Annotated in this window: 17 protein-coding genes and 2 pseudogenes; 13 read left to right on the top strand and 6 right to left on the bottom strand. The window is 41.3% G+C overall.

What is annotated here, in order from left to right; all coding sequences use genetic code 11:
* Window positions 1-112: 112 nt before the first annotated feature.
* Entirely contained in the window at window positions 113-559 is a 447-nt protein-coding gene (locus tag FOC45_RS02385) for a PIN domain-containing protein (protein ID WP_009388611.1), read from the bottom strand.
* Window positions 556-828 carry a hypothetical protein gene (locus FOC45_RS02380; RefSeq protein WP_009388612.1) on the bottom strand — a complete coding sequence of 91 codons (273 nt, stop codon included), beginning with the start codon at window positions 826-828 and terminating at the stop codon, window positions 556-558. Before FOC45_RS02380 ends, FOC45_RS02385 begins: the two co-directional genes overlap by 4 nt.
* A 321-nt stretch (window positions 829-1,149) precedes the next feature.
* On the opposite strand from FOC45_RS02380, the gene FOC45_RS02375 reads away from it, so the two are divergent.
* The 8 genes and pseudogenes from FOC45_RS02375 to FOC45_RS02340 all read left to right on the top strand — a co-directional run bounded on the left by FOC45_RS02375 (window position 1,150) and on the right by FOC45_RS02340 (window position 11,275).
* Entirely contained in the window at window positions 1,150-1,467 is a 318-nt protein-coding gene (locus FOC45_RS02375) for a hypothetical protein (RefSeq protein ID WP_009391054.1), read from the top strand.
* Between the two features lie 331 nt (window positions 1,468-1,798).
* Window positions 1,799-2,302, top strand: coding sequence for a hypothetical protein (locus tag FOC45_RS02370; RefSeq protein ID WP_009391051.1), 504 nt, complete (start codon window positions 1,799-1,801; stop codon window positions 2,300-2,302).
* Window positions 2,303-2,318: 16 nt separating this feature from the next.
* Window positions 2,319-2,456 (top strand): annotated as a pseudogene (locus FOC45_RS12075) (deoxyhypusine synthase); the annotation flags it as partial.
* Between the two features lie 636 nt (window positions 2,457-3,092).
* The gene (locus FOC45_RS02360) at window positions 3,093-3,800 is read left to right on the top strand and encodes a metal-dependent hydrolase (RefSeq protein ID WP_009391410.1); all 708 of its coding nucleotides are present in this window, start codon (window positions 3,093-3,095) and stop codon (window positions 3,798-3,800) included.
* 8 nt (window positions 3,801-3,808) lie between these two features.
* Window positions 3,809-5,494 (top strand): M23 family metallopeptidase, encoded by a 1,686-nt coding sequence (locus FOC45_RS02355; protein WP_009391409.1) that lies wholly within the window; start codon window positions 3,809-3,811, stop codon window positions 5,492-5,494.
* Window positions 5,495-5,521: 27 nt separating this feature from the next.
* The gene (locus FOC45_RS02350) at window positions 5,522-5,899 is read left to right on the top strand and encodes a RidA family protein (RefSeq protein ID WP_009391408.1); all 378 of its coding nucleotides are present in this window, start codon (window positions 5,522-5,524) and stop codon (window positions 5,897-5,899) included.
* A gap of 99 nt (window positions 5,900-5,998) precedes the next feature.
* Window positions 5,999-8,257 carry a GH92 family glycosyl hydrolase gene (locus FOC45_RS02345; protein ID WP_009391407.1) on the top strand — a complete coding sequence of 753 codons (2,259 nt, stop codon included), beginning with the start codon at window positions 5,999-6,001 and terminating at the stop codon, window positions 8,255-8,257.
* 63 nt (window positions 8,258-8,320) lie between these two features.
* Window positions 8,321-11,275, top strand: a complete 2,955-nt coding sequence (locus FOC45_RS02340; RefSeq protein ID WP_009391406.1) for a VIT domain-containing protein — start codon at window positions 8,321-8,323, stop codon at window positions 11,273-11,275.
* 72 nt (window positions 11,276-11,347) lie between these two features.
* Here FOC45_RS02340 and FOC45_RS02335 read toward each other — a convergent pair whose 3' ends face one another.
* On the bottom strand, window positions 11,348-12,736 hold the full coding sequence (locus FOC45_RS02335) for a DUF5723 family protein (protein ID WP_009391404.1): 1,389 nt from the start codon (window positions 12,734-12,736) through the stop codon (window positions 11,348-11,350).
* A 234-nt stretch (window positions 12,737-12,970) separates the two neighbouring features.
* Here FOC45_RS02335 and FOC45_RS02330 point away from each other — a divergent pair, with 234 nt between their 5' ends.
* The 5 genes from FOC45_RS02330 (at window position 12,971) to FOC45_RS02310 (ending at window position 21,294) form a co-directional block, all read left to right on the top strand.
* On the top strand, window positions 12,971-14,011 hold the full coding sequence (locus tag FOC45_RS02330; protein ID WP_147715965.1) for an IS30 family transposase: 1,041 nt from the start codon (window positions 12,971-12,973) through the stop codon (window positions 14,009-14,011).
* A 427-nt stretch (window positions 14,012-14,438) separates the two neighbouring features.
* Window positions 14,439-15,560: an efflux RND transporter periplasmic adaptor subunit gene (locus FOC45_RS02325; RefSeq protein ID WP_009392101.1), complete on the top strand. Its 1,122-nt coding sequence runs from the start codon at window positions 14,439-14,441 to the stop codon at window positions 15,558-15,560.
* 41 nt (window positions 15,561-15,601) lie between these two features.
* On the top strand, window positions 15,602-17,002 hold the full coding sequence (locus FOC45_RS02320; protein ID WP_009392100.1) for an efflux transporter outer membrane subunit: 1,401 nt from the start codon (window positions 15,602-15,604) through the stop codon (window positions 17,000-17,002).
* A 41-nt stretch (window positions 17,003-17,043) separates the two neighbouring features.
* A complete protein-coding gene (locus FOC45_RS02315) occupies window positions 17,044-20,205 on the top strand; it encodes an efflux RND transporter permease subunit (RefSeq protein WP_009392099.1) in 3,162 nt (1,053 codons plus the stop codon).
* Between the two features lie 162 nt (window positions 20,206-20,367).
* Window positions 20,368-21,294: an aspartate carbamoyltransferase catalytic subunit gene (locus FOC45_RS02310; protein WP_009392098.1), complete on the top strand. Its 927-nt coding sequence runs from the start codon at window positions 20,368-20,370 to the stop codon at window positions 21,292-21,294.
* 8 nt (window positions 21,295-21,302) lie between these two features.
* On the opposite strand, the gene FOC45_RS02305 is transcribed toward FOC45_RS02310, so the two are convergent.
* From FOC45_RS02305 to FOC45_RS12210, 3 genes and pseudogenes are all read right to left on the bottom strand, one after another.
* Window positions 21,303-22,175 carry a bile acid:sodium symporter family protein gene (locus FOC45_RS02305; RefSeq protein ID WP_009392097.1) on the bottom strand — a complete coding sequence of 291 codons (873 nt, stop codon included), beginning with the start codon at window positions 22,173-22,175 and terminating at the stop codon, window positions 21,303-21,305.
* A 72-nt stretch (window positions 22,176-22,247) separates the two neighbouring features.
* The gene (locus FOC45_RS12215; RefSeq protein WP_369700501.1) at window positions 22,248-22,610 is read right to left on the bottom strand and encodes a gliding motility-associated C-terminal domain-containing protein; all 363 of its coding nucleotides are present in this window, start codon (window positions 22,608-22,610) and stop codon (window positions 22,248-22,250) included.
* Window positions 22,603-22,941 (bottom strand): annotated as a pseudogene (locus tag FOC45_RS12210) (hypothetical protein); the annotation flags it as partial. The pseudogene FOC45_RS12210 and the gene FOC45_RS12215, both read right to left, overlap by 8 nt.
* Between the last annotated feature and the right edge of the window lie 1,617 nt (window positions 22,942-24,558).

Genomic DNA, 24,558 nt, shown 5'->3' with positions numbered 1-24,558 from the left:
AATTTTGCGGCAAAGATACAAATAATTAGCAAATTAGCAAGTTTGGTGATTAGCAAATTTGCCAATTAGCAGATTTGTGAATTAGCAAATTTTGAGAGCCCTAATTTCAACATCAGGTACTCTTTTTATATATTTTTTCTTTTAATTGTTGTGTTGTAACACATATATCATAGCCTTTCTCTTTTAATCCTTCAGCAAGTTTAGCATCACAAGTCCAAATTTTATGACCTTTTTGAAAATGTAATGCTATAAAAAGATAATCATCAGGGTCTATATCTTTAGCTATTTCAGCTGCCTTAGTTCTATTTTTCTTTTCAATCTCTTCTAAATTATAAAAAGTAATATGCTCAGTAAATTCTTTCAACAACTTATTAGCTTGCTTTTTAGTGAGATTATTCTTTTCCATAATCTTAGGTAAATGCTCTTCTATTTCATCTAAAAGATAAGAAGGTGCTATAAACTGTAGTTTTTTCTTATCATTTTTCAAAATAGTAGCAATAACTCCTTCTGGTCTATAGAAGCAGCTATAGATAATATTAGTATCAGAGATAACTATCATAATTTTTGCTCTTGTTCTCTTTTAGCAATAGCGGCTTCCCAACGTCTAGTCATATTTCTATTAGACTCTTTAGACATTGCCATAATTTCATCGCGGTATTTAATAGGAATACCGTATTCATCTTCTTCTAAGTCATCTATTTCAGGCTTTACAAGTGCTTTTTTGGCTTCTCTTTTCTTGGTAACCTTTAGAAAATCAAAGTTTTTAGCAAACTCTACAAAAGCTAAAGCTTGCGGACTATCATTATTGAGGGTAATTGTATATGGCATAACGTTTCAATTTTTTTTATAAGGCAAAAGTACAAATATTTTGCCAATTAGCAAATTTGGCAGCATAAAGTAGCTAGCATATTTTTCTGTTTTTAGGTCGGTTATTAGACGATTATTTTTCGGTTATCATTCGCTTATCCTTCGCTTATCCTTCGCTTATCCTTCGCTTATCCTTCGCTTATCCTTCGCTTATCCTTCGCTCTTCCTATATTGTTCCTGTATCGTTTGTATAGGGTAGGTGAAAAAGAAAAAAATCTGGCAACACGGGTTGCTAATTGGTAAATTATTTGTATTTTTGCCCAAGAATGAAATAAATAAAATATGAAAGATATAGTATTATTAGATGTAAGGAGACTAGCAGAAGCATATATAAGACAAGTTGATAAGGACAATACACTTATTGCTTGTAGAAACTTGCTTCAACTTAGCTATAAAAAAGGGCTCTTACAAAAAAATCCTTTTGATGAAAAAGGCGATTTAAATATTGATACAGTCATCAAAGAAAGTGATTTAACAGACTTAGGTAAACAATTATTTGATGATTTAGCAGATAAGTGGTTTGCTTACACAGATCGTACTCAAAAATATGACAACATTACAATGCTGGAAAAGTACTTTAATAATTTGAACAATGGGTAATATTCTAGATGTGTTGTTAAAATCACAACAACTTGCTAATCAAAATAATACAAAAGAACTGCCCTACTATTTTTCTTTACCCACCATAGAGATAAGCATTTTTAAAGCCTATAAAGTGCTCTAAATAGTGTAAAGAAGCCCCTGGATGTTTCAAATGTGTTGTTAAAGAAGAACAGTTCCGCGCACCGCTAGCGCAAGCTTCTAGCTTGTGCTAAAAAATAAAAAAGCTGGAAGCTCGCACCAGCATAAGGATTTTATAACATAGATAGAGTAAAAACAGAATTTGTAAATAATTATTCTTATTTTTGTCCTAATTAAAATTTTTAAGCTTATGATGATAATCAACTTTATTTTCAAGAATTGGAAAGGTTTATTGATGGCTATACTTGCCAGTTTAGCATGTAAAACTTGTGCTGGAGACTATATAGAAGGCTCAAATAAGGAAAAAGTTGCAGAATATGAGGCTTTGATAAAAGAAAACACTAAAACTACTGCTGTTTATGATAGTGTCTATACAGAGCATACAGTGAAAATTGCCAAAGTACCCATAAAAACATACAGTATTAAATATAAATATGAAGTAAATGGTGTAGAATATGAAGGCGAACAATCAACTTCAAAATTGCCAGAAAGCCCTGTGGTGGAAGTATATTATCTAAAAGACAATCCATCTGTCCATGATATAAATCCAGCATCATCATTGAAATACGAAAAAGAGAAGGAAACAAGTAATACTGACCTCTATTTCGCTATATTCTGGGGCGTGCTGGCGTTGTTTCTTGCTGTCGGGCTATGGATTGAATTTAAAGATTTTAAAAAAGAATATAAAATATAATTAAAAGTAGAGAAAAATAGCAAACAAACCAATTACCGAATTTATCGAAAAATATTATCTGCATTTCAATGCAGCATCTTTGGTGGACGCTTCTAAAGGCTATGTAGCGCACCTAAAAGATGGCGAAAAAATGTTAATTACCGCTAGCGCAAGCTTCTAGCTTGTGCTTAAGAATATAACAGAGCTGGAAGCTCTAAGAATACTAGGTACGAGCTACAAGCTCGCACCAGCAGGGGGAATATGAAGGCACTGAAACAACTTGTAAGTATATGAGGCAAAAGTATCACAAAACTGAGGATATAGCTGTAAAGGAGATTTTAAGTTTGTTAATGGAAGTGTTAGAAGCTAAATATGCTAAAATGAGAGTATTCTTAAAAAGATAGAGGGTAATGTATCAGATGTGTTGTTAAAAATATAAGGCTAACTATTAACACGATACAAGTGTGAGGCAGATGGGAGGTATGAGAAGTATGAGAAGGCTGAGAGGGCTGGGAGGGCGAGCCGCACCGGCGATTGTGGGACAGGGAGAGAATTTTGAATTCTGAATTTTGAATTGGGAGAACGGGTGCGACAAGTGGGACAAGTGGGACAGGTAGGACGAGTGGGACAAGTAGGACGGGGAGAGAATTGTGAATTCTGAATTGGGCACAAGCTGCAAGCTTGCGCCAGCGGGGGTATAATTTAAAAAATTGCACTTGTGGGTGGAATTGGCGTAATTACATTATTTTTTGTAGTTTTGCTTTTTATTCGTAATTTTGCCGCATAATTACAAACCCTAAAAAATAACATTATGAAAGTCACTTATCTTGGGCACGCTTGCGTAAATATTGATATTGACGGTACTTTTTTCTTAGTAGACCCCTTTATCAGCCCTAACCCTCTGGCTAAACACATCGACATCAACTCTATCAAAGCTGATTATATTCTCATAACCCACGCCCACGCTGACCATATAGCCGATGTAGAGGCTATCGCTAAACGCACTGGCGCTCAGCTGATTACTAACCCTGAAATACTTGCCCACTTTGAGGCACTCGGCCTTAGCGGACATAGTATGAACCTCGGTGGCTCTCACCGCTTTGTAGACGGCAAAGTGAAAATAAAGATGATTAAAGCCGAACACTCTTCTTCGTTCCCTGATGGTTCGTACGGTGGCAATCCGGCTGGCTTCCTCATCGATTATAACGATGAAACTATCTATATAGCAGGCGATACCGCTCTGCACTACGATATGAAGATTATCCCCCACCAATACAAGGTCAATCTGGGCATTTTCCCTATCGGCAACAATTATACGATGGGGGTACGCGATGCCCTTACCGCTGCTCGTTTCGTACAAGTAGACAACGTATTAGGGGTGCATTACGACACTTTCCCTGTGATAAAAATTAATAAAGAATCGTCTAAACAAAAATTTAAAGATGACCATCGCCGCCTACACCTTATTGAAATAGGGGCGACTCTCGACCTTAAAGACCTTAATATTTATACACTATAAAATCACTAATGAAAAAACTCTTTTTACTTGCCTACATTAGCTGCCACTTACTTGCTACCACCTATAGCCGCGCACAGGATTTCCAGCCGATAGTACCTCTAAACACCAAACCCCTATTGGCAGGCAACTTTGCTGAACTGCGCCCTAACCACTTCCACGGAGGCTTAGACCTGAAAACTGAAGGTAGAGAGGGTCTACAGGTATTGGCAGCCCAAGACGGCTATGTATCGCGTATAATAGTAAGTCCGTATGGGTATGGCAAAATGCTGTACATCACCCACGCCGATGGCTACGTAACTACCTACGGACACCTACAGAAATACGCGCCTGCTATAGAGGCATATGTAAAGAAAAAACAATACGAAAAACAGACCTACGACATCGATATTACCCCTACCGAAAACGAATTTGTAGTGAAAAAAGGCGAATGGGTAGGCGTAAGTGGCAATACCGGTGGTAGCCACGGGCCGCATCTGCACTTCGAGGTGCGCGATACGAGCAATAACGGCTGGAATCCGCTGCTTTTTGCTTTCCGAGAGATAGAAGACACTACTCCTCCTGAAATAACAGGGCTTTTTGCCTACGCTTTGGGCAATGATGCGCAGGTAGCTCACACCCAGTTATCGCAGCAATTGCAAAAGAAGCGATTGCCTGACGGCTCTTTCGTTACTGATACGCTTAGGGCTATCGGCACTATTGGCTTTGGTTTTCAAGCCTTTGACCGCCAAGATGGTACCCTGCACAAAAACGGCATTTATAAGGCTACCTTACTGCTCAATGGTGAACCCCAGCTGCAATCCGCCTTCGACAAGGTTAATTTTGGCGATACTCGCTGTATCAATATCCTAACTGATTACGAGCGTTATTTGTCTGACAAAAGCTTTGTACAGCTGCTCTACAAGAAACCTGGTAACCGCTTAGAGATATACAAGATACTAAAGGAAAACAACGGCTATCTGACTATAGAAGAAGGGCAAACCTATACGGCTACGGTAGTGGTAGAAGATTTTAAGGGCAATGCTACTTCGGTACATATACCCATAAAAGGCGAGCGATTGGAACTGAAGACGGAAAGACCTGAATACAAGGGTAATAAGCAGCTAATAGCCAAGCGCGATAACTATTACGAACTCTCTAAAGGAAGTGTGTTTTTCCCTGAAAATACTTTCTACGAAGACCAGCTTATCAACATTAGCGAAGACAGCGACGGACTGCTTATCGGCAATCGCCGTACGCCTGTAGATAAGTACTTCACCGTAACTATGAAAAACACTAATTTTGCAGAGGACGAAATCAGCAAGGTATTTATTTCGGCAGCAGGTGGTTTTGCCACTACTGTCTATAAAGATGGGGTATTTACTGCTCGTGCGCGCAATTTGGGCAGATATAGCTTGCGGAAAGATAGCACCCCTCCTACCCTTAAAGCATTGAATTTCAAAGATAAAGGAGTAGTAAAAGGCAACACCCTAAAGGTAACCGTAAGCGATAACCTCAGCGGGTTTGCCTCTTGTAGTGCTACCCTGAATGGGCAGTGGATACTCTTTGAGTACGAGCCTAAAAATCGCACTCTCACCTTCAACTTTGACGATGTAGATACTACCGATACTACTAAATACGAATTGAACATTAATGCTTATGACAAGGTGGGCAACGTAGGTACGCTAAAAGCTACTTTCACGCGTCCCAACTCTTAAAAAACGAAAATTAAAAACCAATTTTATATGAAACAAGTCATTTTTACAGACAAAGCACCTGCTCCTATAGGTCCTTACACCCAAGCTATTTTGGCAGGTAACACCCTCTACGTATCAGGACAGATACCCGTAAACCCTGCGACTGGCGAAGTAGTAACAGGCATTGAAGCCGCTACTGAGCAAGTGATGGAAAACCTTAAAGCTATCCTCACTCAGGCAGGTACTACCTTTGAAAAAGTAGTAAAAACTACTATTTTCTTAGCCGATATGGGTCAATTTGCACAAGTAAACGGTGTATATGCTCGTTATTTCGATGAAAAAACAGCACCTACCCGCGAAACCGTACAAGTAGCCAAACTGCCTAAGGGGGTAGAGGTTGAAATTTCTTGTATAGCGGTGCTATAAAGCAATGAAAAATGGTTAATTATTAATAGATTAATGATTAACCATTTTTCCTAATCAATTTAGGTATAAACTATAAGACACAACAAACTAAAGTTAATTATGAAAAAGATATTCCTTTTAATCCTTTGCGGTGGAATGGTAGCTTGTGGGGCTCCTACTGAAACTCCTAAAAAAGAAGAAAAACAAGCCATAGCTGTTGAACCTCCTACCACCTCTTACACTACCTACGTAAATCCGCTGATGGGTACTGACTCTACTTTCGAACTTTCTAACGGCAATACTTACCCTGCTATTGCGGTGCCTTGGGGTATGCACTTCTGGACGCCCCAAACAGGCAAGATGGGCGATGGCTGGGCCTATCAGTACCACGCTCAGAAGATAAGAGGCTTTAAACAAACTCACCAGCCAAGTCCGTGGATAAACGATTATGGGGCTTTCGCCCTAATGCCTGTAGTAGGCAACTTAAAAATAAAAGAAGACGAGCGCGCCTCGTGGTTCTCGCACAAAACTGAAACAGCACAACCTCACTATTATAAAGTCTATTTAGCTGACTATGATACTACTGTAGAAATCACCCCTACTAACCGCGCGGCTCAGTTTCGCTTTACTTTCCCTGAAACCGACAAAGCCTATTTGTTATTAGATGCTTTTTTCAAAGGTTCTAAGGTGCAAGTACTGCCCCAAGAACGTAAGATTATAGGCTATGCCCGCAATAATAGCGGCGGTGTACCCGAAAACTTCCATAACTACTTCGTGATTACCTTTGATAAAGATTTTGAGAGCGTGCAAACGTGGGGCAACGGCTATAAACTGAGCAACAAGCCCGAAAGTGAGGGCGAACATACTGGTGCTGTGATAGGCTTCCGCACCAAAAAAGGTGAACAGATAACTGCCAAAGTAGCTTCTTCTTTTATATCGCCTGCACAAGCGTTATTGAACTTGCAAACGGAGCTCGGCAACGATACTTTCGAACAAACCCAACAAAAGGCGTTTGCTCTTTGGGAAGCTGAACTCGGCAAGATACAAGTAGAAGACGAAAATATAGACCATTTGCGCACTTTCTACTCTTGTTTGTACCGCACGCTACTCTTCCCGCGCACTTTTTACGAATACGACAAAGAGGGAGAAATAGTGCATTACAGTCCGTATAACGGCAAGGTTGAAAAGGGCTATATGTTTACCGATAATGGTTTTTGGGATACTTTCCGCTCGGTATTCCCGCTGTTTAACCTATTGTATCCTGAGATGAACCAACAGATGATGAAAGGCTTAGTAAATGCTTATAAAGAGTCAGGTTGGTTACCCGAATGGGCAAGCCCAGGCCACCGCGATTGTATGATAGGCTCTAACTCGGCTTCTATCATTGCTGATGCCTACCTGAAAGGAAACATAGAAGCTGCTGATGCCGAAATACTCTTAGAAGCGATGCTCAAAAACGCTACTCAAAATGAGGGCAGACCTGTGAAGTCGGTAGGACGCGAGGGAGTAGAGTACTACAATAGTTTAGGCTATGTGCCTTATGATGTGAAGATTAACGAGAACGTAGCCCGCACCCTTGAGTATGCCTATGCCGATTATTGCATTGCGCGTATGGCAGAAAAGAAGGGCAAGGCAGAGATTGCTAAACAGTATTACGAACAATCTAAGCGCTATAAAAACGTATTCGACCCCGAAACCAAATGGATGCGCGGCAAGAATAAGGACGGCAAGTTTCAATCGCCATTCAATCCGCTAAAATGGGGCGATGCGTTTACTGAAGGAAACAGTCTGCACTACACTTGGTCGGTATTTCAAGATTTTGAGGGACTCGTACAGCTGATGGGCGGCAAAGAGGCTTTCGAGAAAAAGATAGACGAAGTGTTTGAGATGCCCCCACTTTTTGACGATAGTTATTACGGCTTTACCATACACGAAATACGCGAGATGCAGCTGGTAGGAATGGGTAATTACGCTCACGGCAATCAACCTATACAGCATCTTATCTACCTCTACAATTATGCAGGCAAGCCCCAAAAAGCCCAAGCCAAACTACGCGAGGTAATGGACAAACTATATTCCCCTACCCCCGATGGTTATTGCGGTGATGAGGATAACGGGCAGACCTCAGCTTGGTATGTGTTCTCCGCTTTAGGCTTTTACCCTGTAACCCCTGCTAGCGACAACTATGTATTAGGCACGCCTTTGTTTAAAACGGTAACTTTGCAATTGCCTGAGGGCAAAAAGTTTTTGATAAAGAATGTAAGTCGGAATGCTAACAGTCCTTTGGTAGAATACGTACAGCTAAACGGCAAGCCTGTAGAGGGCTTCGAGATACCTTTTGCGGCATTTAGAGAAAATGGCACTTTGACGTTTTTTTGAGTGACAAATTAATTATTTCGGCACACTAATTGTTAAGTAGTAATTATAAAATAGATAATTACTATGAAACATTTTTTATCATCTGCTGCACTTTTACTTCCTTTTATCGTTCTGGCGCAAAAAACAGCGCTACCCGAGGTTAAGGTAGTAAACCAACGCAATGCCAACCCTATGGAGCTACGAGAGCTCTCGGTAGACATTTTGGTAGTAGGGCAAACCGCCGTTACTACTATGGAAATGACCTTTTACAACCCTAACACCCGCGTAATGGAGGGCGAATTTCAGTTCCCTCTTGCCGATGGTCAGCAAGTATCGCGCTTTGCTCTCGACATCAATGGCAAGATGCGCGAAGGGGTTGTTGTTGATAAGGCTTTAGGGCGCAAAGCCTTTGAAGACATCGTACGGCGCGGTGTAGACCCAGGTCTGCTCGAAAAGACTGAGGGCAACAACTTCAAAGCCCGCGTATACCCTATGCCTGCACAAGGCTCTCGGCGCGTGCTTATCGCTTTCGAGCAAGAACTACGTCAGAAAAACGGACAAGATTTCTACTTCTTGCCTATCGCCTCTGCACTCCAGCTACAGAAGTTTAAACTGCGTACCGAAGTAGTATCGCGCCTTGTGAAAGCTGATATTGAAAACAGTCTTGAGCTCGACTTCAAACAGACGCGCAATAGTTATATTAGCGAGCTTAGCAAAGACAATTACTCCCTCAATAAGAATATAGCCCTTACCTTCCCTAAGGTAGAAAAGCCCCAAGTGCTGACAGCTACCAAAGGTAATAGTAGCTATCTGTACGGTACTATGGCATTGGGCAATACCGCTCAGCAGCCTAAAAACAGCCCTAAAAAGTTAGGTATCCTATGGGACGTATCGCACTCAGCTGCCCAAGCCGATAAAGAAAAAGCATTCGCTTTCTTAAACGACTATTTCTCTCATATTCAGAACACCGAGGTAACCCTTAACACCTTCAGCATACGCACTTCCGAAGCTGTTGATTTTGAGGTAAAAAATGGCAATTGGCAACCCCTAAAAGCCTATCTACAAAACTTAAAATACGATGGGGCTACCGATGGTAATGCGATGAGCTTCAGCCCTAAGTGCGATGAATATTTGTTCTTCACCGATGGTATCTTCAACTTTGGCGCTAAGGAATTTTCAGTAACCGAAGCGGTAAAACAGATTAAAACTCCTATAACTGTTATCAATAGTACTGCTGTAGCCAACACTGCCAAAATGCAGTATTTAGCAGGGGCAACTGGCGGTAACTTTATCGATTTGACCACCCTTAGCACAGCCGAAGCCGTAAAAGCAGCCTGCTACACCCCTTTTCAGCTCTTAGGCTATGAGGTGAAAAAAGGCAAAGTAAAAGACCTTTACCCAGAAAAAGGCACTGCTCTTAGCGGTGAGACATTCACCTTTGCGGGCAAACTCCTCTCTGACGAAGCGACTATAGTAGTATCAGTAGGCTACCCTAATAAGGTAGTGGCACAACAAGAAATCAGTTTTAGCAAGGATAATGCGACCAGTCAAAGCGAATACGCTCTCTTGCGCCGTGTATGGGCTGAAAAGCAAATCGCTCACTTGCAACGCATTGGGGCTGACCAAAAGCAAATAGACGCTGTAGGGCGCCAATACGGCATCGTAACCGAAGGCAACTCACTAATAGTGTTAGAAACCGTAAGCGACTATCTGCGCTATCGTATCACCCCGCCTAAAGAGTTGCTACAAGAGTATCAAAAATATCTACAACAAGAAGAGAAAGATAAAAAAGAGTCCGTTAAAGAATCCTTAGAAGAGGTCATTGAGCAATCAGCCGACCAGACTAAGTGGTGGCAAACTTCCTACCCTAAGAAAGTTAAAAATACTAAACCGGTTGTAGAAGTCGAAGCTGAGGAAACTGAGGCTCTAAGCTTAGCTGAGGCTGTCCCTATGGCAAACAAAGAAGAAAGAGTAGCCAATGTACAAAACCTCTCTGATAAGGACTCCTACCAACTTGAAGAAGTAGTAGTGATGGACTATGCCCCACAGAGAAAGACCACTATGGTGGGTGCTATTTCTTCTAATGCAGCAATGAAGAGAAGTGAAAGCTACTCAGAAGACACTCCTGAAGCCCCTACCGGTAGCATTGCCCTCAATGCCTACAACCCCGATACGCCTTACCTAAAAGTAATGGAGTACGCCGATGAGGCCAAAGCTGTAGAAACTTACTACAAACTCAAAGAAGAGTATGGTAGCACCCCTTCTTTCTATGCCGATGTAGCTGACTACTTCTTCAAAAAAGGCAATAAAGAACAAGCTATTTTAGTAATCTCTAACTTAGCCGAGTTAGGCTTAGACGACCCTCAACTGTTGCGTATGCTAGGTTACAAACTCAGCAGCTACAAAGCTAAAAAAGAAGCCGTACAAGTGTTCCGCAAGGTAGCCGAACTGCGCGAAGAAGAACCGCAATCTTTCCGCGATTTAGGCTTAGCCTTAGCCGATGACGCTCAGTACAACGAGGCTGTCAAAACCCTTTATAAAGTAGTAACGGGCTTGTGGAGCAGTCGTTTTGGCGATGTACAACTCGTAACGATGAACGACATCAATAGCCTAATAGCGCGCCATAAAGGCATAAACACCAGCTATATCGATAAACGCTTGCTAAAGAAAGAACCGGTTGATGTACGCGTAGTGCTCAGTTGGGATACCGATAACTGCGATATGGACTTATGGGTAACCGACCCTAAAAACGAGAAGTGCTATTACAGCAATAAGCTTACTTATTTAGGCGGTAAAATCTCTGAAGATGTTACTCAAGGCTATGGCCCTGAAGAGTTTATGCTCAAGAAAGCCGTAAAAGGCAAGTACAAAGTACAAGTAGATTACTTTGGTACAAGTTCGCAAAAGCAACTAATGCCGGTTAGCTTACGCATTATCTTCTACACCCACTACGGTACCCCTCAACAAAAACAACAAGAGACTACCGTACGGCTAAGCAACGCCAAAGAGGTCATAGAGGTAGGTACTTTCGAGTTTTAATAGTTATAATAGTAAATAAAAAAAGCGGTTCAGCACGTGCTGAACCGCTTTTTTTATATTAACTGGTAATTATTAATTATTAGGATATGCCATATGTCCAAAACGAAGCCCCACGAAGAAGTTAAGCTCGTGAGCGGTTTTCATAAGGTTGCTAATAGCAGAGCTCGAACCAAAAGTAAGAGGCCCTAAACGCAATCCTAAACCGATATTAGTTTTAGAAACTTGGTTGTAAGAGATAGGCAAATAAGCACCAAAAGCACTGGTATCAAAACGAGGGGTTAGCGAGAAAGTATTAGCGTAATAAGCGTTATACACATCTGTTTTGCTCTTAGAAGTAAGATTCACAAGCCCTGAAGCATTAACGTACAAACCTCCAAACACGCGGTAGTCAGCACTTAGGTTAAGAGTTGTAGGCAATGATGATTTCACTGTCTTTTGCGCCATTTTCATTGAATTGCTGATACCAAAAGCTTGTTTAAGTTTCTCTTCATTAATCTCGTCCATTTGCATAGTTACAGTACCCGAAGCTGGCATTTGGTAGCGGTAAGACTCTGTATTAGTTTTATAGCTAACAGAACCTATATCCATAATCGAAAAACCTATACGTAGGTCGTGAGGCTTGTTATGGCAAGTCTGGCAACCATCAAAACGATATTCGTAAGTAGCCCCAAGGTCAAAACCTACTGTCGAAGCCTCTTTGCCCATTAGCGAATTAGCCTTAAAATTGTTGAGGAAGTCAGTACCCCCATTTACAATCTCGAATACCCCGTTAGTAGAATTGATATTCAAGTTTACTTTTTTACTAGCAGGGTCAGTAGTAAGGCTTGCAGTACCATTGAAGTCGCGGAAGCCTGCATATAGGTTACCTGCCCCCATTATGTACTTAAGGCTTGCCCCTGCTTTGATGGCGTTATGACCGTCAAAATATAGCTCACCTGCCCAAGAAAAACCTACTTCAGAAAAACCGTGTACTACCACTTCTTGGTCGTTTAGGTTTAGGCTGTAGTTGTTGCGCAACTCTAACTTGTCATAGTCAGAAATGTACGACTGAATCATTTTAGCATCAAAATTGTTGATATTACCCAAAGCACGTACGCGGGTAAATATACCTACAGCGTGCTTGTCGTTCAACTTCAGAAATAGCGATGGTCCAAGTACATCTACATTAAAGCGTACATTGATGTCGTTATTCTTCGCTAGCGGATTAGAAGCGTCTAAGCGTACGAAGTCATTAATACGTTTATTGATGTCGGCGTCAAGCGGAATAGCATCATTGTTTACGCCTACGTTTAGCACAAAGAGGCTGGCATCCCAAGAGCGCTTGCTGCTAATCATATAAGCAGGGTTAGTAGTAGCTTGTAGCACCCCAGCATACGGACTCTCGCGAAAGCCTGAAAACGATTGCTGAGCTTCCATTGCTATCGTGCTCAACACTAATGCTGATAAAAACACTTTTTTCATTGGTATAAAACATTAAAATTTAGGGTACAAATATACAAATAATTTGTCAATTAGCAAATTTGCCAATTTTGAAGAAAAATCTACTACTGCTACCTTCCCTATAGAAGCGATATAGGAACAACCTAAATTCAAGTAATAAAAGTAACTTTTTAATAAGGGTTTGTTTTTAATTTTTGTCTGCTGCAGACAAAAATTAAAAACAAAAAAAGCAAGGAAAAATCATATAGTTTTTCCTTGCCAAATGAAAAAAATCCTCATATTTGCGTTGTTGAAATTGAAAAATGTAAAGTACAAATTATGAGTCATATTTCATTGGGGCAAAGATACAAAATAGAAGGATATCTACAAATTAATTTAAAAAGAGCTCAAATTGCAAAAGAAATAGGGTTGCCTAAAAAGACTGTAAATCAAGAAATTAAAAGAAACTCTAATCCTCAAACAGGCATATATAAAGCTGAGGAAGCTCATCAATTATACCTTGATAGAATGCAGAAAAAGAGAAAAGCTATACATTTTACAGAGGAAATTAAAGAGCAGGTAACTACCCTTTTAAAAGAAGATTATAGTCCTGAACAAATTGCAGGAACACTAAAAAATATTTCTCATCAAACTATTTATAAGTTTGTTTGGAATGATAAGAAAAAGGGAGGTGATTTGTACAAACACCTTAGAAATCAGGGGAAAAGGTATCAAAGAAAAGAAACTTATAAATCAAATGATCCTATTAACGATAGAAAAAGTATAGACTTAAGACCAGCAATCGTTGAACAACGCTCACGCATAGGTGATTACGAAGTGGATTTAGTAATGGGAGCTAATCATAAAGGAGCTATTTTAACATTTAATGATAGAGCTACAGGTTATACTTTATTAGGGCACTTGCCTTGTAAGGGAGCTATCCATACAAAAGAAATGATAGCTAAGTTAATTACTGAAAATCAACTAACTATACATACAATAACCTCTGATAATGGCAAAGAATTTTCTAAACACAAAGAGCTATCAGAAGAGTTCAATTTAGACTATTATTTTGCTCATCCATATCATAGTTGGGAGAGAGGTTCTAATGAGAATTATAATCGTTTATTAAGACAGTACTTTCCAAAGGGAGCTGATTTAAGGTTTATAAATGAAGAAGAATTGGAGAGAGTACAAAACAAACTTAACAATAGACCTCGAAAAAGATTTGGTTATATGAGTCCAAAACAGGTATATTTGCAAGCTATTAAAAATCAAGGAAACGTTAACTTATTGAATAACAATCAGCAAAATTAAAAGTTACCTTTATGAATTGAATCTGCCCAATATAGGAAGAGCGAAAGATAACCGAAAGATTACCAAAGTATAAATATCTAATCATTATCCAAAAACCAGAAAAAATTGCTATTCACTACACCCTGCTTTTCCTCAAAAAATTTATGAAAAGATTAACAAGTATTAATTTTTTTAGCACAAGTTTTTGTACTAACTTTGCCCCCTGAAACAACGAGAGCATACTGTTTAACGTCACATCTCCCCCTTTGAAGGAAGTCCGCGAGCTGGCGTAGCGGAGTATGTGTGGGAGGATGTTACCTCCCTTTTTGTCGATAAAATTAGCCTTTTCGTCTAATTTATTTGTGCAACCCACCCCACCAATTTACCTTTACCGAAAAATTCTTACCTCTGTACTATCCCCTAAACTAATAAGTAACAATAAAATATTATGAATAAAATCTTTTTAACAGCAGTGTCAGCTATCGCTATAGTAGCCTGCAATAACACGCAACAACAAGATGCACAAGCTAGTGCGCAAATCCCCTCATATCCTGCGATAATAGTAGGCGAACAAAATACAACCTCTTTCCTTTCTTACCCTGTAAACATCGAAGGGGTGGTAAACAGCCCTGTACAAGCCAAAGTGTCTGGCTACATCACCAAAGTATTGGTCGATGAGGGACAAGCCGTTACCCAAGGGCAAGCGCTTTTTCAGCTCGAAACACAAACCCTCAACCAATCGGCAGCTTCAGCCAAAGCACAGGTCGAGGTGGCACAGGTCGAAGTGAATAAACTCATTCCTTTGGTAGAGAAAAATATAGTGAGCAAAGTGCAGCTCGAAACGGCTAAAGCCAACCTACAGCGCGCCCAAGCTGCTTATAACGAGGTGGCAAGCAACATCGGCTTTGCGGTGGTAAAAGCCCCTGTTAACGGCATAGTAGGCGCTATCAACTATCGTGAAGGAGCGTTGGTAAATGCTAATAGCACTGTTCTAACTACTGTATCCGACGTAAAAGAGGTATATGCCTACTTCTCTATGAACGAAAAAGAATACCTTGACTTCTTAAGTAATACTGAGGGCAAAAACCTACCCGAAAAGCTCAAAAACCTACCCGAAGCCTCTTTAGTATTGGCTAACGGAAAAGAATATACCCAAAAGGGTAAAATACAAGCCGTAACAGGGCAGATAGACCCTACTACCGGCAGCATACAGTTCCGCGCTACTTTCCCTAATCCCAATGGGTTGCTTACCAATGGCAACAGCGGTACTATCCGAGTGCCTCAACATTTTAGTAACTCCCTCGTAATACCCGAAGTTGCTACCTTCGAGCTACAAGGCAAAGTATTCGCTTACAAAATAATAGAAAAGGACTCGGTGGTACAGACCGTTATCACTCTTAAGAACCGCGCCGATAATTATGCAGTAGTAGAAAGCGGTCTCTCTAAAGGTGATATCATCCTCGTACAAGGGCTTAACGCTGTTCGCAGAGGTATTCACGTAAAACCAGAGCCTATTGTACCAATGGACAGCATTGTAAAAAGAATACAACCTATTTTCAACGAGCACTAAGAGCCAATAGCACTTCGTCTTTAATAGAACCTAACACCCAAATGAAAAGAATCATATATAAATCTATAGCAGCGGCAAGTATAGCACTAACCCTTAGTGCTTGTGTAGCGCCCAAAAGGCAAGAATATATGCCCGAGGGGATTAGCGAAAAACTCTTTCGCACCGACAATATCCCTACCGATAGCCTCAGCAGTGCTACGGTATCGTGGCGCAACATCTTCACCGACCCGCTCTTACAGCAGCACATCAGCAAGGCACTGACTAACAACCTCGATGTGCGTATAGCAATACAAAGCGTACAGTCAGCGCAAGCCTATCTAAAGCAGAGCAAAGCTGCCTATATCCCTACTCTTTCAGTAGGAGCTGATTATACCCGCAGCACCAACTCTATCAATGCTGCTGGGGGCATAGGCGACCGCACCTATGGCAACCTGTGGGATATTACCGCCAGTGCCAGCTGGGAAGCCGACATTTGGGGCAAAATCTCTGCCCAGAAACGCGCCCAAATAGCCTCTTATTTAGCTACAGTCGAGGCTCAAAAAGCCGTACAATCAGAGGTGGTGGCTACTTTGGCAACTGCCTACTACCAATTGCTAATGCTCGACGAACAGAAAAAGGTACTCGAGCAGACTATCGACTTCCGCCAAAAGAGTTTAGAGACTACTAAGCACCTAAAGGATGCAGGCTCTACTACCGAAGTGGCTACCAAGCAGATAGAAGCCCTCGTATATAATGCCCAAGCCCAGCTTATCAGCATCAACAACAGTATATGGGCGGTAGAAAATACTATTTGCGTGCTTATGGGCGAAGAGTTGCACAGCATAGAGCGCAGCAACCTATCAGCCCAACAATTTCCTACCGAGTTCAAACAAGGTTACCCAGTGAAGTTGTTAGAAAACCGCCCCGATGTACTCCGCGCAGTGCTCAACTTGCGCAATGCTTTCGAACTTACTAACGCAGCCCGTGCTAACTTCTTCCCTACCCTTACCCTTTCAGCACGAGGGGGCTTGAGTAGCACCGAGTTAGACACTTGGTTTTCGGCTAAATCTATGTTTGCTAACTTCGTAGCAGGGCTGGCACAGCCTATACTCAATAAGCGACAAATACGCACCCAGTATGAGGTACAACGCGCTGCCCAAGAAACGGCCTTGCTCAACCTCAAAAAGTCTATCCTTTCAGCAGGCAAAGAGGTAACCGACGCTATGCGCAACTTTACCACTCAAACCGAGCTAATCGAACTAAAAACCAAAGAGATGAAAGCCTACCAAGAGGCTACTGACTTCTCTAAACAGCTGTTCGATAGCGGTATGGTGAATTACTTAGAGGTAATCACTGCCGAAGTAAGCCGCCTCAATGCCGAACTAAGTGTTGCCGAAGCCCAATTTACCCGTATGCAGTACGGCATTACCCTCTACAAAGCCCTTGGAGGTGGCTGGAAATAATGAGCCAATTGGCAATCGACAAATTGACAAATTAAGAATTTATGATAAAGAACTTTATAAACAGACCGGTGCTATCAACGGTTATTTCTATCTTGATAGTCATCTTAGGGGTGCTGGGTATTGTCTCGTTGCCTGTATCGCAATACCCCGACATTGCGCCTGTTACCGTATCGGTAAGAGCTAACTACGGAGGGGCGAATGCCGAGACCGTACTTAAATCTGTGGTGATTCCTCTCGAAGAGCAAATCAACGGGGTAGAAAATATGGACTATATCGTATCCTCTGCCTCTAACAGCGGGGCTGCCAATATCACGGTATATTTCAAAAACGGTACTGACCCCGACAATGCTGCCGTATTAGTGCAAAACCGCGTATCATACGCTAATGCTATCCTTCCTGCCGAAGTAAAACAAGCAGGGATAACAATAGAAAAACGCGAGGCAGGACAGCTAATGTTCCTCACTTTCTTCTCTGATAACCCTGAATTTGGCGAAGTTTACTTAGAGAATTACTTGGGTATCAACATAATTCCTGCTCTAAAGCGTATCACTGGGGTAGGTGATGCTGATGAATATGGTGGTAAAAACTACTCTATGCGTATATGGCTTGATCCTCAAAAACTACAGGCCTATAAGTTAACCCCTACTGAAATAAATGCAGCCATTTCAGCACAAAGCTTAGAGGCAGCGGCAGGTACCTTGGGGCAAAACAGTGGTAGTTCTTACGAATATACTATCAAGTATAAAGGAAAATACAACAGCGTATCAGAATACGAAAACATAGTAATTAAAGCCCTTGATGGGGGGCGCATACTTCGCTTAAAAGATGTAGCTAAGGTAGAACTCGATGCCCTTGGCTATACCAGCTTTTCCGAAAGCAAAGGACGTGCAGCTATTGCAATGGGTATTTCGCAAACCCCCGGGGCTAACGCTCACGAAGTCGTACAAAATATTGAGAAGTACCTCAAATCTATTGAGAAAGACCTACCTGAAGGGGTAACCTACACTATTAACTTCAATGTAAACACCTTTTTAGATGCGGCTATTTCTAAGGTTCTAACTACTCTTTTAGAAGCATTCTTATTGGTATTCTTAGTAGTGTATATCTTCTTGCAAGATTTCCGCTCTACCCTTATCCCCGCTATTGCGGTACCGGTTTCTATCGTGGGTACTTTCTTTTTCCTAAATCTTTTTGGTTACTCTATCAATATGCTAACCCTATTTGCCTTAGTGCTTGCCATAGGTATAGTGGTCGATGATGCGATAGTGGTGGTCGAGGCGGTACACGCTAAGATGGAGCAGACGCACGAGAAAGCTAAACCTGCTACTATTTCGGCTATGAACGAAATTACAGGAGCTATTATCTCCATCACCCTCGTGATGGCAGCTGTATTTGTGCCGGTTACCTTTATCGAGGGTACAACTGGGGTATTCTACAAACAGTTTGGGGTTACCCTCATCGTTGCAATCGCCATTTCAGCAGTAAACGCTCTTACTCTCAGTCCTGTCCTCTGCTCACTATTCCTCAAACCTCACGGCGATAAGGAGTATGAAGACAAATCAGTTATAGGCAAATTCTTCCATAAATTCAACATTGCTTTCAATGCGGCAACATTAAAGTACGGACAGACTTTCACCTTTTTCTTGCGTCACAAATGGGTCACCTTAGTGCTTTTTGCTATTGTAGGGGGTGGTATTTACTTTGCTAATAAAAATATACAAACAGGGTTTGTACCTAACGAAGACCAAGGATTCGTACTAATGGATCTTTCGATGATACCTGGTGCCTCTATGGAGCGTGTAGCCAACGAGATGCGCGAAGTGAGTAAAGACCTTGATAACATACCTGGGGTTGAAAACTTTACTTTCGTAACCGGAAATGGTATGCTATCAGGCTCTGGTAGCAATAATGGTATGGGGTTCTTTAAACTCAAGCCTTTCGAAGAACGTTCTAAAGACCCTCGCCAAAGTATAGATGCTATTATAGGGCAGGCTTTTGCAGCTGCTTCTAAGATAAAAGATGCTGAAATAGTATTCTTCCAACCTCCAGCTGTATCGGGCTTCGGTATGGGGGCAGGGGTATCATTTGCCTTACTGAACAAATCAGGAGCTGATGTAACTGAAATAGACAAAACTGCCCAAGAGTTTATCGCTGCCCTCGAAAAACGACCAGAGGTAAAGTATGCTAAAACATCTTTCAATACCAATTACCCTCAATATGAAATGATCATCAATGTAGAACGAGCTATGCAGTCAGGTATTTCGGTAAATACCTTGCTCTCTACCCTACAAAACTATATAGGAGGGTACTATGCTAACGACTTTACGCTCTACGGTAAGCAATTCCGCGTAATGGTGCAAACCCTACCCGATGCGCGCAAAGATGTGAATAGTTTAAATGGAATGTTTGTACGTACTGAGAGTGGTGAGATGGCTCCTATTTCAGAATATGTTACTCTAAAAAGGGTATTTGGTCCTCAAGCTGTAAGCCGTTATAACCTCTACACTTCGGTAGATATTTCAGCAGCCAATAATGAGGGCTATAGTACAGGTGATGTAGTAAAAGCTGTTGAAGAAGTAGCGGCTCAAACCCTTAACGCTAACTATGGCATTGATTATACAGGGCTTACCCGTGAAGAGCAAAACGCAGGCTCACAGACTATCATCATCTTTATTCTCAGCTTGGTGTTTACCTACTTTATCCTTTCGGCACAATACGAAAGCTACCTATTGCCGTTATCAGTGCTAATGTCGTTACCATTTGGTATTTTTGGGGCATATCTGGGGCAATGGCTCTTTGGTTTAGAAAACAACATTTACTTCCAAATCTCACTAATTATGCTAATGGGGCTTTTGGCTAAAAATGCTATCCTGATAGTAGAGTTCGCGGTACAACGCCGACGTATGGGCGAGAGCCTCTCTAAGGCAGCAATCAATGCCGCTATGGCGCGTTTGCGTCCAATCCTGATGACTTCATTTGCCTTTATCGTAGGACTCTTGCCATTAGTATTTGCTACAGGTGTAGGAGCTGCTGGTAACCGTTCAGTAGCTACCGGAGCCGCTGTAGGACAGCTTATTGGTACTTTCTTCGGATTAGTAGTAATCCCTGTGCTTTTTGTTATCTTCCAAGACTTACAAGAGCGCGTAAGTGGTCGCCGCCACAAAACCGACGAAATATTCGCTACCCCTACAGAAGAATACTAAAATAAAGACAGAAGATAAAAAACAAAAAAGGTTATTACAGCAAATACTGTAATAACCTTTTTTATTACCAAACTAACGACTAACGACTAAAAACTAACGCCTAAAAATTGCTAATTGACAAATTATTCGTACCTTTGCCGTACCGCTAAAAGATATAATACGATGAGCGAATTAAGTGTCAATCACCTTTTAGGTATTAAGTATATCACCGAAAAAGATATACAACTGATTTTCGAAACGGCTGACCACTTCAAAGAGGTTATCAACCGCCCTATTAAGAAAGTGCCTTCATTACGCGATATTACCATCGCCAACCTTTTCTTTGAGAACAGCACTCGCACTCGCCTCTCTTTTGAGTTGGCTGAAAAGCGCCTTTCTGCCGATGTGATTAACTTCTCGGCTTCGCAATCATCGGTTACTAAGGGCGAAACATTAGTCGATACGGTCAATAATATCCTTTCAATGAAAGTAGATATGGTAGTGATGCGTCACCCCAACCCTGGGGCTGGAATCTTCTTATCGCAGCATGTCAAGGCCGCTATCGTAAATGCCGGCGATGGAGCGCACGAGCACCCTACCCAAGCCCTTTTAGACTCTTACTCTATACGCGAACGATTAGGCGATGTTGCAGGCAAAAAAGTAGTAATAGTAGGCGACATACTCCACTCTCGAGTAGCCCTTTCTAATATATTTGCCCTACATAAACAAGGAGCTGAAGTAATGGTTTGCGGGCCTAAAACGCTTATCCCTAAATACATACACGAGCTTGGCGTAAGGGTAGAAACTAATTTGCGCAAAGCCTTAAACTGGTGCGATGTAGCCAATATGCTACGCATACAAAACGAGCGCTTAGACATCAGTTACTTCCCCTCTACACGCGAGTATGTACAACAATACGGACTTACCAAAGAGCTCTTAGCCTCTCTCGATAAAGAAATAGTGATTATGCACCCAGGCCCTATCAACCGAGGGGTAGAAATTACCAGCGAGGTAGCCGATAGCCCTCAGTCTATTATCTTGCAACAAGTAGAAAACGGAGTAGCGATACGTATGGCAGTGATATACTTATTAGCATCCGTTAGCAAGTAGCCAAATAGCTAATCTCTTCTAATTCTAATAGTAATAAACGCAAACGCCAAAGTAGTAAAGAAAGAAAACATCGCATACACAAGGGCAGGTTTGGTCATTGGGGCATTGTGCATCAGAGTGCCCGCTACGAATATTGCCAAAACTGTGTTTTGCAACCCTACCTCTATACTAATAGTAGTAGATTGTATACCCGATAGTTTGAAGAGTTTAAGGGCTATAAAATAGCTAAGTATCATCGAACTAAGGTGCATCAGTAAGGTAGTAGGCAATAAGCGTATAATTTCATCTACTGATATGCCGCTCCCCCCAGATTCTTCCCCTGCAAAGAACTTGATAAGGAATACTACCCCCAATAAGAGGGTATTAATTACTTTTAGCGGAAACTTAATACGATGAGCTATATTAGGAAAATAGCGATTGAAGAGCAAACCTAAAGTAGCTGGGATAATAACTATTTTAGTCACCTCCCACACAGTATTAAGAATAGGCAGCGATACTTCAGTATGCCCTCCCATAAAGGCAGCTACCGCCCAATTCGATAATACAGGTATAGAGACCAATATCAGCAGACTATTGATAGAAGTAAGAGCTACTGCTAAAGCTGTATCTGCTTTGATGAGATAGCTAATAAAGTTAGAAGTAGTACCCCCAGGACAGATAGCCACGATAATAAGCCCTACTTTTTCAGCAGGCGAAAGGTCGGCTACAGCAGCAATAATAAAAGCACAAATAGGCAAAAACACCATTTGCAAGAAAAGCCCCAAATAAAGGGGCTTTGATTTTCTAAATATATTTTCGAAGTCAGCAAAGCGCAACGAACTGCCTATCGCAAAGGTGATAAGCATCAGCACTGCTGAGAGTAGGTAATCAATAAAACTCATATTCTATATCTTTTTCATTGTTTTGAGTGGCAAAGATACGAAACTATTAATAATTAGCAAATTAATAATTGACTACCTGATGTATAAAAATCCTTTTTTCTCTTCTAATGTATTATTTTTGTAGTATCGCAGTATATAGAAGTAGGTACCTGCCAATGCCTTCTTGCCTATTACGTTTTTCACATTAGCATAACCTCTAAACACTTCATTCTTACCATAGTCAGGGTTTTCATACACTTTTAGTCCCATTTCATCAAAAATAATCACATAGATAGGTCTGTTTTCATCTGTATTCTCTACTTTAAAATAGTTATGAGAATTATGAGTTGAAACCCCATTATAAATAATTACCTCCGAAACCTCAGGGCTTATTCCCGTTGGAGTAGTTACAGTCGGTGTACTTACTGTTGGTGTACTTACTGTTGGACTACTCACAGTCGGTGTAGTTACTGTAGGCGTAGTTACAGTTGGTGTAGTTACGGTCGGAGTGCTTACTGTTGGCGTACTCACAGTTGGCGTACTCACAGTTGGCGTACTCACAGTTGGCGTACTCACAGTTGGCGTACTCACAGTTGGCGTACTCACAGTTGGCGTACTCACAGTTGGCGTACTCACAGTTGGCGTACTCACAGTTGGCGTACTCACAGTTGGCGTACTCACAGTTGGCGTACTCACAGTTGGCGTACTCACAGTCGGTGTACTTACCGTTGGAGTAGTTACAGTTGGAGTAGTTACAGTTGGAGTACTCACAGTCGGTGTGCTTACCGTCGGAGTAGTTACCGTTGGAGTACTTACTGTTGGGGTACTCACAGTCGGTGTATTCACAGTCGGTGTACTTACCGTTGGTGTACTTACCGTTGGACTACTTACAGTCGGTGTACTTACTGTTGGAGTACTCACTGTTGGTGTGCTTACCGTTGGACTACTTACAGTCGGTGTGCTTACCGTTGGAGTAGTTACCGTTGGCGTACTCACAGTCGGAGTAGTTACCGTCGGAGTAGTTACCGTCGGAGTAGTTATAGCAGGATTAATAGTAATTACCTGTACATAACGATTTTGGTTATGAGCATTATCCTCTACAAACCATACATAGGTTACCTCTTTCTTTTTACCATTTTCATATTTACTACTTTCACTAGAATCTACTCTCAAAAGACCATCGCAGTTATCAGTAGCTGTAAGGTTTTCTTTGAAAGGCACCTGATCCTCACTCTTCACTATCATACTTTTAGGATAGGACGAAAGTTCTGGCTTCTGAGTATCTCTTAGCAAAATTTGCTGAGTGTGCCGAATTGGCAATGCATTATCAGCATATGCTATCCAAGAACGAGTGAGTTTATAAGCTTTTTTATCCCCTTCAGTCATTTCTTCTTCATAGTCTATACGGATATTATCAGCTCCTTCTGCCTTTACCTCAGCTTTTTCAGGTATCTCACTTTTACATTGTACGTGCATATCTTTAGGCAAGTCTCCTACAAAATGCAAACTATTAATAGGAGCTTCTTTTTCGTAATAGATAAATTGCTGAGCTGTTACCTTATCGCCGCAACCATTAGTAGCTATCCATTGACGCAACAGATAGGTATCGTGAGGTTCTTCCGATAGAACTATATTGATACGTCCTCTTTTACAATAGCTTTCAGCTGTAACATTCGGAGCTGGAGGGATAGCATTTTTCTTCACTGTTATAGTAGGCTCTGGCAAATTTTTAAAGGTAATGTCAGGGCTGTGCATATCTAAAGTGCTTGGGGGATCAGTGTGCACTGCATAGGCAATATGGTCAATTACTTCTATTTTGAAAAGTCCTTCTACATAAAGATTACCCCCATTCCAACCTTTGGCTTGCGTCGGGAAAATAACAGTAGCTTTACCATTGTTAGGAATTCCATCAGCTAACACATATTTATAACTCTTTCCATAATCGTCTGAAAAGAGAATGCGCACCTTGCTATCTTCGCCAAAGATATTTTTATCAACTCCCCAAGTGAGGGTAACGTCTTTTCCTCGTTTGTATTTTCCTGCACTACTTTTGCTTACATTAATTATTCTAAAAGGCGTACCTCCTACTATATTCACTTTGGTTTCATACACATCGTAAAGAGGCACATGGGGTTTTCCATTTTTGTAAGCCCCCACTTTGCCATCGCATACTCCTAACCAAAAAGTAAATTCTCCTGTTTCATCTTTATTTGTAAATTTGAAAGGAACAGCTTCCCATTCATTGCTTCTATTCTTTCTATATGGTTGATAAAACTCTATACGGTTAGTCTCTGTAGGTCTGTTAGAAGGAAAACGGGCTTTTCCAAATATCTTAAAGTCAGCTTGGTGCGCCATATAAAGTAGCGGGTCTCCATCAGGGTCGCTGGCTTCTATATCAAACTGA

The organism is Capnocytophaga sp. FDAARGOS_737, assembly GCF_009730375.1.
In the GTDB taxonomy this organism is placed as follows: Bacteria; Bacteroidota; Bacteroidia; order Flavobacteriales; family Flavobacteriaceae; genus Capnocytophaga; species Capnocytophaga leadbetteri.
This window is presented reverse-complemented; position numbering and strand designations above follow the sequence as displayed.